Below are 13,652 nucleotides of genomic sequence, written 5' to 3' on the forward strand. Positions count from 1 at the left end.
CGGCCGGCCCCGGCCCGCCCGACGGTCTACGCGACGGCCCACCCCCAAGACGAAGGACTGGCATGCCACACCCCCGAAAAAGACTGGCCGCGGCGCTGGTGGCCGCGGCCATGGCCATGGTCGGCGCGTCAGCCGCTTCGACGGCGTCGGCGGCTCCCGCGGCCGCCACCGGCTACACCGTCTCCGTGGGGACGACGGGCCCCTTTGCCTACCCCACCGACACCCCCGCCAGCTCGTACATCGACAAGGACGGTACGTACTACTTCCAGCAGTCCGACGGCGAGTACGGCCCGACCGGGCCGCGGTACTGGGACTTCTTCACCGGCACCGACCTGGAGACCGCGACCCGTTCCAGCGCGATCAGCGACGCGGTGAACCCGGCCAACCCGCAGGACCGGAACAACGACACGACCTGGCGGTGCAACAACAGCCCGACCGGGAGGACCGCCACCAACGCACCGGCCGGCTCCGGCTACACCCAGCGGAACTTCTGTGACCTGGTGGGCACTTGGGTGGACCCGGACACCGGCAACTGGTACGGCCTGGTGCACAACGAGTTCACCCCGCAGCCGTTCGGCGACGGCATCCACTACGACGCGATCGACTACGCGCAGTCGACCGACCAGGGAAAGACGTGGACCATCAAGGGCCACGCGCTGACCTCGCCGTACAGCACCACGCGCGGTGACAACACGGCCTTCCCGGGGCAGAGTTACTACTACGGCGACGGTGACCAGCGGCTGTTCGTCGACACCGCCTCGGGGTACTTCTACGTCTACTACGGCTCGCGCGCGGTGGACAAGAACGGCAGCTGGAAGGCGTTCTACGAGCACGTGGCCCGCGCCCCGATCTCGGCGAAGATGGCGCCCGACTCCTGGCAGAAGTGGTACGACGGCTCCTGGTCCCAGCCCGGCACGGGCGGCAAGGAGAGCAACATCGTGCCGGTCACCTCGCCCGGCGGCACCGGCTACACGCCCCCGTCGGCCGAGTACAACCCGGCGACCCCCGGAACCGTCGGTCAGCAGGTCACGGCCGGCACCGCCCCGCCCACCTCGCCGCTGTTCGTGATGGACGTCTCCTACGACGCCTACCTCGGCCTCTACATCGGCGAACCGCAGGCCGTCGACCAGAGCGGGAACGCGCCCCAGCAGTTCTACGCCACCACCGACCTCGCCACGCAGAAGTGGACCCTGCTCGGCGACACCGGCGGCTACACCACCGCGTCGTGGTATCGCTGGCTGCTGGACGGCGCGAACAAGACCAGCTCCACCATCGTCGGCAAGACCTTCCGCGCGTACTGCTCGATCGCCTGCGCGGACGGCTCCGACGGGCAGTACGCCAACATCACGATCGACTCGTCCGCGCCCGCCGCGGCCCCGGTCGCCTCGAACCGGGCCTACACGATCGCGAGCGGCGCCGGACGGGTGCTCACCCAGACCCGCGGCCGCCAGCAGGCCACCTCGCTGCCCGCCGCGGCCCGATCGGCCGCGCAGGCATGGAAGTTCACCGCGAACGGCGACGGCTCCTACCGGATCACCAACGCCGCCAGCGGCCAGGCCCTGGGCGTCTCCACCACCTCCACGGCCACCCGGGCCTGGGGGACCAAGCCGACCGTCACCCCGCTCGGCGCCGGCGGCCCCACCGTCGGGCAGCAGTGGTTCGTCATCCCCGGCACCTCCGCCCACGGCGCGAAGACCGGCACCTTCCGGCTGGTCAACCGGTACAGCGGGCTGGTGCTCGGACTGTCCGCCGACCCCCGGCGAGGCACCGAGACCGCCCCGGTCCGCAGCTGGACCGACCACACCGGCAGCGCCGTCGGCGGGCATCGGACCGCCGCCGAGCAGACCCTGACGCTGACCGCGGTCGGTCCGGCGCACCAGGGCCGGCCCGGCGGCCGCACCGGCTCCACCGGCCGGTAGCAAAAGCACCCTGACCCCCAACCCCCCACACCGAAAAGGGGAACAGACATGGCATTAGCAGCAATGACTCTTCGCAGGTGCGCCGTCGCGGGCGCCGCGGCGGCGATGGTGATGGCGGTGCCGCAGGCGGCGTCGGCCTCGGTCGGCGGCGGAAACGTCGCGGTGAGCTGGTCGATCCCGGGCGCCCCCGCGTCCGGGCTGACCAACATCACCTTCCCGTTCACGGTCAACCCCGCGACGGCCCACCAGTCCGGCACGTACTTCGCGCAGCAGTTCGGCTTCACCAACGCGCCCGACGTCGGCTACACCGGGCTGCAACCGCGCGCGAACAGCGGCGGCCACGAGCGGCTGCACGGCGTCTTCTCCAGCTTCAACGCCGGCAGCACCACCTCGGACCCGAACTGCAGCGACGGGGCCGACGGCGGCGCGGGCGTCAGCTGCGCCGTCGAGTTCGACGGGGTGTACGGCCACGAGTACGCGCTCACGGTGGTCAAGTCCGGCTCCGACACCTGGACCGGGACCGCCACGGACACGGTCACCGGTGCGTCCACCCACATCGGCACGTACACCCTGCCGGCCGGCAGCGGGAATCTGCAGGGCTCGCAGGGCGGGTTCGTCGAGTACTACGCCGGCATTCCCAGCTGTGCGCAGATGCCCAGGACCGACGCCGTCTTCGGCGGTCCCACCACCACCGACGCGGGCGGTCTGGGCGGCACGTCCAGGGCCGACTACGAGTACAGCGACTGCGTCGGCGAGTCCGGCTACCAGGCCGTCGACGTCGGCTCCGGCACGCACGTCACCCGCGGCTTCGTCTCGTAGTCGCGCGGGTGCGGTACGCCTTGCGGCGGCGACGCGTTCACGCGTCGTCGCCGCAAGGGTTTTTGACGGTGTGTCAGGAGCAGGTGACCTGGGCGTCCGCCCAGTCCGCGTGGTCGCTGTCGTTGCCGTCGCCGCCGTCGGTGACGATCAGCTGGACCTGCTGCGCGCCGGCGACATCGGCGCTCAGCGGCGTGGGTCCGTCGGAGTTCTTCAGCACTCCGCTGTCGGCGACCTGCTTGCCGTCGGCGGTCACCTCGAACTCGACGCTGCCCTTGCCGTCCTTCTCGTCGTCCACACCCACGGTCGCGGTGACCTTGGAGCAGCCGCCGCCGAGGTAGTAGGTGACGGTGCTCGGCGCGTGGACCCCCAGGCCCTTGGCGAAGACGGTGCCGCCGATGGTGATCGGGTTGCCGTCGCCGGCCGCGGTCTCACCGTTGCTCTCGTCCCGCTCGACCGGTCCCCACCCGTTGGTGGTGGTGACCCAGTCGAGGTCACTGAGGTAGCTGGTGCCGGACGGCGGCGGCACCTCGATGCTGATGTTGCCCGCCAGCGGCACGCTCACCTGCTTGCGGCCGAGCGGCGGGTCGTAACCGACCGTGCCGGACAGGGTGTAGGCGCCCGGCTTGGTCCCGGCGGGGACCGTGACCTTCCACGGCGTGGTGAACGTGCGGCCCTTGGGCAGCAGGAGGCCGCGGGTGGCGCCGGCGGCCTTCACCGTCCAGCCGGCGGGGGCGTTGAGCGTGACCTGGACCCCGGTGGTGGGAAGGGCGCCGAGGTTGGTGGCGTAGGTGTCGACGGTCGCGCTCTGGCCGGGCTCGATGTGGTCGGGCGCGTCGGAGATGCCGGTGTCGAACAGCGCCGGGTCGAGCAGGGCGGCCGCGCCGGCCGTGGCGCTGCCGCTCACCCGCAGCAGCACGGTGCCGTGTGCGGGCACGGTCGCGGACAGGGTGCCTGCGCTGTCGTAGTCGGTGTGGCTCCACAGGTCGCGCACGGCGTAACTGGCGCGCTGCGGCTGGCCGGCGGCCTTGGCGGTGGTGGAGATGTGCTGGGCGGTGTCGGCGGAGTTGAACAGCGCGACGGCCCGGTCGCCGTTCGCCAGCTTCTTGCTCATGACGTACGCGCCGCCGCTGGAGGAGACCACGGTGGCCGCCGACCCCAGCGGGTCCTGGTTGAGCGCGATGACGTCCTTGTTGCCGAGGATGGCGAGCGTCGCCGGGGTGGCCTTGCGCAGGTCGCTGCCGATGAGCAGCGGCGAGTCCATGATCGACCACAGCGAGAAGTGACTGCGGTACTCCGTGTCGGTCATCCCGCCGTTGCCCACCTCCAGCATGTCCGGGTCGTTCCAGCGACCCGGGCCGGAGTCCGCGGCCAGCGGCATGTTGGCCTTGGCGATGTTCAGCATGCTCGACCAGGAGTCGTTGATGTCGCCCGTGGTGCGCCAGGAGTTGCCGATGTCGCCGGCCCACTCCCACGGGTTCTGGTTGCCCCACTCGCACAGCGAGTAGAGGATCGGGCGGCCGGTCGCCTTGAGCGCGTCGCCCATCGCGGTGTACCGCTTGACGTAGTCGGCGCGGGTGCCGTCGCTCTGGTTGTTGCAGTTGTCGTACTTGAGGTAGTCCACGCCCCAGTCCGCGAACGACTGCGCGTCGGTGGTCTCGTGGCCGAGGCTGCCCGGGTACCCGGCGCAGGTGGCGGTGCCCGCGTCCTCGTAGATGCCGAGCTTGAGGCCCTTGGAGTGCACGTAGTCGGCGGTGCCCTTGATCCCGTCGGGGAACTTCGCCGGGTCCGGGACGAGCCGTCCGTCGGCGTCGCGGGTGTGCGTCTGCCAGCAGTCGTCGATGTTGACGTACGTGTACCCGTCGGCCTTCAGCCCCGAGCTGACCAGGTAGTCGGCGGTCTGCTCGATGAGCTGCTCGCTGACGTTGCAGCCGAAGGAGTTCCAGTCGTTGAAGCCCATCGGCGGGGTCAGCGCCAGGCCGTTGTCGAGTGCGGAGGCGGGCGCCGCGGCGACGGCCACTTCGGCGGTCACGGCGATGGCACCGAGGCCGCCGGCCCACAGCGCGCCGGCGGTCGCACAGGCGATCAGCCTGCGGACGGATCTTGGCATAGAGGTTCCTCTGCTCGCAGTGTCGGAGAACCGAACTGAACAGGACCGACCGGGTCGGCCTTTGAAGCGTGCGCAATTGTGCCGATCGCCGGGCTGGTGACGGCAGTTGCGTAGACAATTCAACGTAATGAAACAGAGTCGAGCATTTTCCTTCGCGGCCACACCGTAGGAGCCGTGACGTGGCTTTGACAAGAGCCGTGCATCAGGCAATCAACGCGGCAGCGGAGCGGGGCGGTTGTGCCGCGCCGGGCCGGCGCCCCTCGGGCGTCGACGCGTTCCTGCACGCGTTCCTGTACGGGTACGGGTACGGTTCGGGGCCGGTGGCGCCACCCGGTAGGCGCGGCACCCGGCGGGGGAGCAGTCGAGAACCGTCACACCGGGGTTCGGTGGTGCCCCGGCTCGGCGGGCTTCGGCCGGTTCCCCTCCCGGCAGGATTTGCCCCCGCTCGCCGGTCGTGTCACGAATCTGCGAGGGTGTCCGCCATGGATTCCGAGCCGCGCACCGATCCCGCCCGCCACTTTGACCCAGGGGGTTCGCTGGCCCGGTTCGCCGGCCGGATGTTGGTGGTCTGTCCGCGATGTGGCGGCTGCGCTCTGGTGATTCCCCGCCCGGGCCTTCCCGACCTCAGATTCTTCAGCGAGCTCTTGTTCCAGCCGCGTCGCCTGGCTTGTGGCGGGTGTGGTGCCGTCGCCGACTGGAAGCCCGAGGTGCGAGGGGCTGGGCTGGTCGGCGCGGTACTGGGTGGGAGTGAGGATCCGTTCTTCCAGCGGCCCTTGTGGCTACAGGTCCGTTGCGCCGGCCAGATCCTGTGGGCTTACAACGAGGAGCATGTCGACGAGTTGTCCGCCTACGTCGGTGCGCGATTGCGAGAGCGCGGCGGGGAGCGGCCGACGATGGCGATGTTCGCTCGGCTGCCGGCGTGGATGAAGAGGTCGGACAACCGCTCGGAGGTGCTGGCCGGCCTGGAGACGCTGCGGGCACTGGCCGAACGGACGGCGCCTGCCGACCGCTCCGATGCCGCGTACGGGCGCGGTGACCGACCCCGACCACATGGAAGCATGTACTTCCGGGGCGGCCCCTACGAGCCCTGAAGGCCCTGGTCACAGCCGCTCATCGATGGCTGCGACCAGCACGCTCGCAGTGCGTCCGCAGGGCGGGGCCGCCGAGACCGTCGACGGTCCCGCACGGTCCCGCACGCATGGACGGTACGGGACCGGCGCCCGGACGGTCGAAGGACCGTGATCAGTCGCCGCTTCGAAGGGGCCGCTACTTTGCCGGCTTCACGGTCAAGTCACCGTTCGTCGTCGACAGATCCAAGCGGTAGTTGCCTGACGGGTCGTCCTTGAAGGCCACCTTCTTGTCGCCGTTGGAGTTGCTCGCCGAGATCCGGTACTTGGCGGGCGGCGCGGTGACCGTGAGGCTGCCGTTGGTCGTGCGTGCCTTGATGTTCCGCGGAGCAGCCGTCCGGATCGTCACCGGGCCGTTCGACGTCTGCGTGTCGATGTCGCCGCCCGTGGTGTCCTTGACGTTGACGCTGCCGTTGGTCGTGCGCAACTTCACCGGGCCCGTCGCGTCGTTCACCGCGATCTCGCCGTTGCTCGTGTGCACGTCGATCGCGCCGACGGCGGTCAGCGTGACGCTGCCGTTGGACGTGCTTCCCGTCACCGGAAGACCGGCAGGCGCTTTGACGACGTAGTCGATGCCGCATTTCTTACCGCAGCCGGAGAGTGTCAGGATGCCGTCCTTGACGTGGAAGGACGTGCCACTCGGCTTGTCGCCACGGTAGTTGACCTTGCGGTGTACGGAGATCGTGGTGGTGTTCGCCGAAGCGTCCACCGTGATCCCGCCGTTCTTGTCGTCGAGACGGATCGAGGTGACCTTCTGGGGCACCTTGGCGTCGTCCTTGAAACTCCTCTGGTCGAGGACCGAGCACGCGGATAGCCCGCTGACGGTGAGGGCGGCAAGAGCCGCTGCTGCAAGGACGCGCGTCTGTGGGTGTCGCATGAACGTTCCCCCGTGTGGAGCAGGTCGAATCGGTGATCAGCTGCACCGAGCCTACGCAGGCGCGGGCCGGCCTTCGATGGGGAAAACCCCCCAATGCGCCAGGCCCGGCAGACGCCGACGTTCCGTGTGGCCGATCCCCCGCGTGCAGGAGCGACAGCACGATCGCACCCCGACATTCCGCGTTCCGCCGCCGTCGACAGAAGTCACCATGCCGCGGGGCGCCCCTCCCGGGGCGGCGCGCTGATCCGGGACGAGGACGGCGCGCTGCTCGGCTCCGTGGGCGTCAGCGGCGAGTGGCCGGAGAACGACGAGGCCGTCGCGGTCTTCGTCGTGCAGAGGGCCGGGCTGGTGGCCGACGCGGGCTGATCGCTGCCGCACACGGCCCTGCGCAGGCGGCCGGGCCGGGTGGCGCGGGCGCTTCGTACGGGGCCCGCTCGGTGGCCGGGGGTAGCCGGCGGGTGGTCGGGCCGGCGGGTGCGTTCAGTGGTCGGGGGCCGTCGGTGGGTGCGGTTGGTGGCCGTCGAAGACACCCAGCAGGCGCTCCGCGGCGGCGGCTGCCGTCATCGTGCCGGCGCGGACCTGCTCCTCGAGCCCGGGCGCCAGCGCACGGACCCCCGGGTGGGCGTGCAGTCGGCCCAGCAGTTCGTCGTCGGCCATCGCCCAGGCCCAATCCACTTGCTGGTCACGGCGTTTGGCGTCCAGCCGGCCGTCGGCCTCAAGCAGCGTGCGGTGCTGCTCCAGCCGTTCCCACACGGTGTCGAGGCCGGCGGACTCGCGGGCGCTGCAACTGAGCACCGGTGGCGTCCAGGAGGCGTCGGCGGGATGCATCAGCCGCAGCGCGCCGGCCAGTTCGCGGGCGGCGCCGCGCGCGTCGCGTTCGTGCGGCCCGTCGGCCTTGTTGACCGCGATCACGTCGGCCAGCTCCAGCACGCCCTTCTTGATGCCCTGGAGTTGGTCGCCGGTGCGGGCGAGCGTGAGCAGCAGGAAGGAGTCCACCATCCTGGCCACGGCGGTCTCCGACTGGCCGACACCCACCGTCTCCACCAGCACCACGTCGTATCCGGCGGCCTCCATCACCACCATGGACTCCCGGGTGGCCTTCGCCACGCCGCCCAGCGTGCCCGCGCTCGGCGACGGCCGGACGAACGCCGCCGGGTCCACCGCGAGCCGCTCCATCCGGGTCTTGTCGCCGAGGATGGAGCCGCCGGTCCGGGTCGAGGAGGGGTCCACCGCCAGCACCGCGACCCGGTGCCCGAGCGCGGTGAGCATCGTCCCGAAGGCGTCGATGAAGGTGGACTTGCCGACGCCCGGTACCCCGCTGACACCGATCCGCCGGGCCCCGCCGCTGTGCGGCAGCAACTCGGTCAACAGCCGCTGCGCCAGCACCCGGTGCTCGGCGCGGGTGGACTCCACCAGCGTGATCGCCCGCGCGACGAACGCCCGCCGGCCCGCCAGCACGCCCTTCGTATAACCGTCGACGTCCATGAGCATGCCGTGGCTACAACTCCCCGTGTCCCAGTGCCGCACCGAGCCGGGCCACCAGATCGCGCGCCGCGTCGGGGATCACCGTGCCGGGCGGGAAGACCGCCGCGGCACCGGCGTCGTGGAGCGCGGCGACGTCCTGCGGCGGGATGACGCCGCCCACCACGATCATGATGTCCTCCCGGCCCTCCGCGGCCAGTTCGTCCCGGAGCGCCGGCACCAGGGTCAGGTGCCCCGCGGCCAGCGACGACACGCCGACGATGTGCACGTCGGCCTCCACCGCCTGCCGCGCCACCTCGCCGGGGGTCTGGAACAGCGGGCCGACGTCCACGTCGAAGCCGAGGTCGGCGAAGGCGGTGGCGATCACCTTCTGGCCGCGGTCGTGCCCGTCCTGCCCCATCTTCGCGACGAGGATGCGCGGCCGCCGCCCCTCCGCCTTCTCGAACCGTTCGACCAGGTCCCGGGTGCCCTGCACGGTGGGGGACTGGCCGGCCTCGTTGCGGTACACACCCGTGATCGTACGGATCTGGCCCGCGTGCCGTCCGTAGACCTGCTCCAGGGCGTCGGAGATCTCGCCGACCGTCGCCTTGGCGCGGGCCGCGTCCACCGCGAGCGCCAGCAGATTCCCGTCGAGATCCGGGCCCGGCGCGCGCCCGGCCGCCACGGTCAGCGCCCGCAGCGCGTCCCGGCAGGCGGCGTCGTCGCGCTCCTCGCGCAGCCGCCGCAGCTTGGCGACCTGCTGGGCGCGCACCGAGGAGTTGTCGACCGATCGGACGTCGATCTGCTCGTCGGTCGCCACCCGGTACTTGTTGACGCCGATCACCGGCTGCCGGCCCGAGTCGATCCGCGCCTGCGTGCGGGCCGCGGCCTCCTCCACCCGCAGCTTCGGGATGCCCGCGTCGATCGCCTGCGCCATGCCGCCGGCCGCCTCGACCTCCTGGATGTGCTGCCAGGCGCGCTCGGCCAGGTCGTGGGTGAGCCGCTCGACATACGCGCTGCCGCCCCACGGGTCGATCACCCGGCAGGTGCCCGACTCCTGCTGGAGCAGCAGTTGGGTGTTGCGGGCGATCCGCGCGGAGAAGTCCGTCGGCAGCGCGAGCGCCTCGTCGAGCGCGTTGGTGTGCAGGGACTGGGTGTGGCCCTGGGTGGCGGCCATCGCCTCCACGCAGGTGCGGGTGACGTTGTTGAAGACGTCCTGCGCGGTCAGCGACCAGCCGGAGGTCTGCGAATGGGTGCGCAGCGAAAGCGACTTGGGGTTCTTCGGATCGAACTGCCGGACCAGCCGGGCCCACAGCAGCCGGGCCGCGCGCAACTTCGCGACCTCCATGAAGAAGTTCATCCCGATCGCCCAGAAGAACGACAGCCGCGGCGCGAAGGCGTCCACGTCCAACCCGGCGCCCCTGCCCGCCCGCAGGTACTCCACGCCGTCGGCGAGCGTGTAGGCCAACTCCAGGTCGGCCGTCGCCCCGGCCTCCTGGATGTGGTAGCCGGAGATGGAGATCGAGTTGTAGCGCGGCATCTTCCGCGAGGTGTACCCGAAGATGTCGGAGATGATCCGCATCGAGGGCCGCGGCGGGTAGATGTAGGTGTTGCGGACCATGAACTCCTTGAGGATGTCGTTCTGGATGGTGCCGGCCAGCTTCTCCGGCGGCACCCCCTGCTCCTCAGCGGCCACGATGTAGAGGGCGAGCACCGGCAGCACCGCGCCGTTCATCGTCATCGACACCGTCATACGGTCCAGCGGGATGCCGTCGAAGAGCTGCCGCATGTCGTAGATCGAGTCGATCGCGACACCCGCCATGCCGACGTCACCGGTCACCCGCGGATGGTCGCTGTCGTAACCGCGGTGCGTGGGCAGGTCGAAGGCGACCGACAGGCCCTTCTGACCGGCCGCCAGGTTGCGCCGGTAGAAGGCGTTCGACTCCTCGGCGGTGGAGAAGCCGGCGTACTGGCGGATCGTCCACGGCTGGTTGACGTACATCGTCGGGTACGGGCCGCGCAGGTAGGGCGCGATGCCCGGGTAGGTGCCCAGCGAGGTCAGGCCCGCCAGGTCGGCGCCGGTGTAGAGCGGCTTGACCCCGATGCCCTCCGGGGTCTCCCACAGCGGGTCGAAGTCACCGCCGCCGGCCTCCTTCGCCGCCGAGCGCCACTGCTCCTCGGTGGCCTCGACAGGGGCGCCGGGCCCCAGCGGGATCTGTGAGAAGTCGGGGATCTGCATCACGCCGCCACTCCCGCACGGTCGAGGACGGAGGTCAGGACGGCGACGGCGTCGCAGCCCAGGAAGAGGTGGTCATCGGCTCCCGGGCCGGCGGCGGGCTTACCCGCCAGGCCGACCCAGCGGGCCCCGGCCGAGCGGAGCGCCGCGAGGACGGGCTCGGCCTGCTCGGCGTAGAGCACGTCGCTGGAGCACAGGCAGGCCAGGTCCGCGCCGCTGGCGGTGAACGCCGCGGCGACGCTGTCCGGGTCGACGGTGACCGGGTCGTGCACCGGCTCGACACCGCCGGCCTGGAACAGGTTCGAGGCGAACGAGACCCGCCCGGTGTGCACCGACGGCGGCCCGAGCGCGGCGAGGAAGACCTTCGGGCGCGCCCCGGTGCTCGCCAGGTGGGCGTCGGAACGGGCCCGCAGCGCTTCGTACGCCTCGTCGCGGCGGACCTGCGGCAGGCCCCGCGACGGCGAGTGCGGGGTGTGTGGCGTGTGCGGCGCGTGCGTCGTGCCCGGTACCGGCCGGGCCGGGTCGGGTTCGCGTACGACGGGCCGCTCGGCCAGGTGCGGGAACTCGCTGACCCCGGTCACCGGTTCGCGGCGGGTGGCCAGTTGACGGGTGCGGGCCTGCCAGGTGGCGGCGACGCGCTCGCCGACCAGGCCCGCGGCCAGCGCCTTCTCCTGGCCGCCGGCCGCCTCCAGTTCCTGGAAGAACTCCCAGGCGCGGTGGGCGAGTTCGTCGGTCAACCGCTCCACGTACCAGGAACCCCCGGCGGGGTCGGCGACCCGTCCCAGGTGTGACTCCTCCAGCAGGATCGTGGAGGTGTTGCGGGCGATCCGGCGGGCGAAGGCGTCGGGCAGACCGAGCGCCTCGTCGAAGGGGAGCACGGTCACCGCGTCGGCGCCGCCCACCCCGGCGCCCAGGCAGGCGAGGGTGGTGCGCAGCATGTTCACGTACGGGTCGCGGCGGGTCATCATCACCGTCGAGGTGACGGCGTGCTGGCGCTGCCCGCCCGCCGCCGGGGCGCCGGCGACCTCCGCGACCCTGGCCCAAGTCCGGCGGGCCGCACGCAGCTTGGCGATGGTGAGGAACTGGTCGGCGGTGGCCGCATACCGGAACTCCAGCTGCCCGCAGGCAGTTTGGACGTCGAGCCCGGCGGAGGTCAGCACGCGCAGGTAGGCCACGCCGGTGGCGAGCGAGGCACCCAACTCCTGCGCGGCCGACGCGCCGGCCTCGTGGTACGGCAGCGCGTCCACGGTCAGGGCGCGCAACTGCGGATACCGCTCGGCGGTCTGCGCGGCCAGCGCCACCGCGTCGTCGTACCCGGCGGCTTCGCCGGTGCGGGCGGCGAGCCCCAGCGGGTCCGCGCCGAGATTGCCGCGGGCCTGCCCGGGATCGACGCCCCGCCGCTCTATCAGCTCCAGCAACTCCCTTGCGGCGGGGCCGGTTTCGGCGCCGGCCTCCAGCACCACCGGAGCCAGGTCGAGGTACACGCCCGCCAGCGCCTGCCCGAGGCCGGCCACCGGCAGACCCGCGCCGCCCACGGCCAGCCACACCGAGCTGACGCCGTTCTCCAGGTCGGCGAGGACCGCCTCGTTGGCCGCCGCGGGCTCCGGCGACCGGTGCCGCTGGCGTACGTCCCAGCCGCCGAGCGGCCTGCTGCCGCGCACATACGGCGGGAAGCCCGGCAGCCCGGGGTCGGGTGCGGTGTCCTCGGCGGTGTAGAGCGGGTGCACGGTGAGGCCGCCGGCCAGCTCGGTCGACAGCGCCTGCTCGGCCTCCGCGCCGGAGACCTCCCGGCCCGACTTGCGCAGCACGCCCGCCACGAGCTCTTGCCACTGTTCACGCGTGGCATGCGGAAACACGTCAGGCTCTGAGACCCCGTCGTCCGGCAGAACTGTCATGGCACCGATGCTAGGCAAGGCATGGGCCCGATGTCTGCTTCGACTCCTGAGCAGTTACCGCCCCGTAGCGTGATATTGCCCACGTGCGCCGCCCGCCGGGCAGTCCCTGACCTGGGGCTTCGGCGGGCGGGAGCGCGCAGGTCGGGTCGAGCAGGTCACCACCCCTAAGTTGGTCGGCTAGGGGTCGCCCCGGCCCGGCGACGCGGACCGCCTCCCCCGGCCCGGCGACGCGTCCGCCCCAACGTGGCCTAGCAGTACGGCGCCTGGTTGGTGAGGGCGGTCGCCACGCGGGTCCACACGCCGAACTGCCGGTAGAGCTGCGGCAGCGGACCGGAGGCCCGCACGGTACGGCTGTCGGTGGACGTGACGCCCGGGATGCCGAGCAGCGTGGCCGCGACCGACGCCGACTGCCAGCGGACGGTGAGCGTGGACGAACCGGGGCCCGCGGTGGGTTCGACGGCGGGGGCCGCGTCGCGCCGCGCGGTGAGGGTGTCGGCGACCGCCGTCTCGATCGCCCGGCGCGCCGCGGCGACGGCGGACAGCTCGGCGGCGAACCGCCCGGCCGCGTGCTTGACCGCGACGCAGCTGACCGCGGGGTCCCACGCGGCCATCTCCGCGCAGGCCGTGTCGTCGCCGGACAGCATCACCACCGGAACGCCGAGCGCCGCCGCGGTGGCGTGCGCCAGCCCGATCTCGCCGACCGGCCGGTCGTCGAGCCACATGTCCTCGATCTCGTGACCCATGAAACTGTGGCTCATCACGCCCAGGGCGCCGGCGCGGGAGTGGTAGCCGACGCAGAGCACCGCGTCGTGGTCCGCGTCGAGCCCTTCGAGCATGCTCATGGCCTTGGGCCGGCCGCGGACCAACCGCGCGGCCGGGTGCAGCAGTTCGGGGAGGATGTTGCGCATCGGCCCGTGCGCGTCGTTGACCGTGACCGCGGTGGCGCCGGCCGTGAGGGCGCCGCGCACCGCCGCGTTGACGTCCTCGGTCATCATCACCCGCCCGCGTTCGTAGTCCCGGCCGCGCGGCTGCACGTCCTCGGCATCGACGAGCCCGGTGATGCCTTCCATGTCGGCGCTGATGTAGATCCGCAAAGCTGCACGCTCCCTGGTGAAATGATCACTTGCTCAGACGCGGGAAGGTGCGCCGCGGTTCGGGTCGGCGTCGATCTTCGTGCCGGGCGGCCGGGCGGCCGGGCGGCGGGTGCGGGG

Annotated in this window: 10 protein-coding genes; 4 read left to right on the forward strand and 6 right to left on the reverse strand. The window is 71.8% G+C overall.

The window, feature by feature from the left end; all coding sequences use genetic code 11:
* The first annotated feature begins 62 nt into the window (after nucleotides 1-62).
* Together AC13HU_RS16665 and AC13HU_RS16670 are read left to right on the forward strand one after the other, a co-directional pair.
* Nucleotides 63-1,919 carry an RICIN domain-containing protein gene (locus tag AC13HU_RS16665; protein ID WP_483042654.1) on the forward strand — a complete coding sequence of 619 codons (1,857 nt, stop codon included), beginning with the start codon at nucleotides 63-65 and terminating at the stop codon, nucleotides 1,917-1,919.
* Nucleotides 1,920-1,967: 48 nt separating this feature from the next.
* The gene (locus AC13HU_RS16670) at nucleotides 1,968-2,738 is read left to right on the forward strand and encodes a hypothetical protein (RefSeq protein ID WP_483042655.1); all 771 of its coding nucleotides are present in this window, start codon (nucleotides 1,968-1,970) and stop codon (nucleotides 2,736-2,738) included.
* Nucleotides 2,739-2,811: 73 nt separating this feature from the next.
* Here AC13HU_RS16670 and AC13HU_RS16675 read toward each other — a convergent pair whose 3' ends face one another.
* Entirely contained in the window at nucleotides 2,812-4,845 is a 2,034-nt protein-coding gene (locus AC13HU_RS16675; RefSeq protein ID WP_483042656.1) for an NPCBM/NEW2 domain-containing protein, read from the reverse strand.
* 482 nt (nucleotides 4,846-5,327) lie between these two features.
* Between AC13HU_RS16675 and AC13HU_RS16680 the strand changes: the two genes are divergently transcribed.
* Nucleotides 5,328-5,936: a hypothetical protein gene (locus AC13HU_RS16680; RefSeq protein WP_483042657.1), complete on the forward strand. Its 609-nt coding sequence runs from the start codon at nucleotides 5,328-5,330 to the stop codon at nucleotides 5,934-5,936.
* 175 nt (nucleotides 5,937-6,111) lie between these two features.
* Here the strand turns inward: AC13HU_RS16680 and AC13HU_RS16685 are convergent, their stop codons facing one another.
* Entirely contained in the window at nucleotides 6,112-6,849 is a 738-nt protein-coding gene (locus AC13HU_RS16685) for a DUF4097 family beta strand repeat-containing protein (RefSeq protein ID WP_483042658.1), read from the reverse strand.
* 126 nt (nucleotides 6,850-6,975) lie between these two features.
* Between AC13HU_RS16685 and AC13HU_RS16690 the strand changes: the two genes are divergently transcribed.
* Entirely contained in the window at nucleotides 6,976-7,215 is a 240-nt protein-coding gene (locus AC13HU_RS16690) for a heme-binding protein (protein ID WP_483042659.1), read from the forward strand.
* 114 nt (nucleotides 7,216-7,329) lie between these two features.
* Here the strand turns inward: AC13HU_RS16690 and meaB are convergent, their stop codons facing one another.
* The 4 genes from meaB to AC13HU_RS16710 all read right to left on the reverse strand — a co-directional run bounded on the left by meaB (nucleotide 7,330) and on the right by AC13HU_RS16710 (nucleotide 13,535).
* Nucleotides 7,330-8,340: a methylmalonyl Co-A mutase-associated GTPase MeaB gene (gene meaB, locus AC13HU_RS16695; RefSeq protein WP_483042660.1), complete on the reverse strand. Its 1,011-nt coding sequence runs from the start codon at nucleotides 8,338-8,340 to the stop codon at nucleotides 7,330-7,332.
* A 7-nt stretch (nucleotides 8,341-8,347) separates the two neighbouring features.
* Nucleotides 8,348-10,549 carry a methylmalonyl-CoA mutase gene (gene scpA, locus AC13HU_RS16700; RefSeq protein ID WP_483042663.1) on the reverse strand — a complete coding sequence of 734 codons (2,202 nt, stop codon included), beginning with the start codon at nucleotides 10,547-10,549 and terminating at the stop codon, nucleotides 8,348-8,350.
* Complete coding sequence (locus AC13HU_RS16705; protein WP_483042661.1) at nucleotides 10,549-12,441, reverse strand: methylmalonyl-CoA mutase family protein; 1,893 nt, start codon at nucleotides 12,439-12,441, stop codon at nucleotides 10,549-10,551. Before AC13HU_RS16705 ends, scpA begins: the two co-directional genes overlap by 1 nt.
* A 248-nt stretch (nucleotides 12,442-12,689) precedes the next feature.
* Nucleotides 12,690-13,535 carry a M55 family metallopeptidase gene (locus AC13HU_RS16710; RefSeq protein ID WP_483042662.1) on the reverse strand — a complete coding sequence of 282 codons (846 nt, stop codon included), beginning with the start codon at nucleotides 13,533-13,535 and terminating at the stop codon, nucleotides 12,690-12,692.
* Between the last annotated feature and the right edge of the window lie 117 nt (nucleotides 13,536-13,652).

It is taken from the genome of Streptomyces sp. NH27, assembly GCF_056859195.1.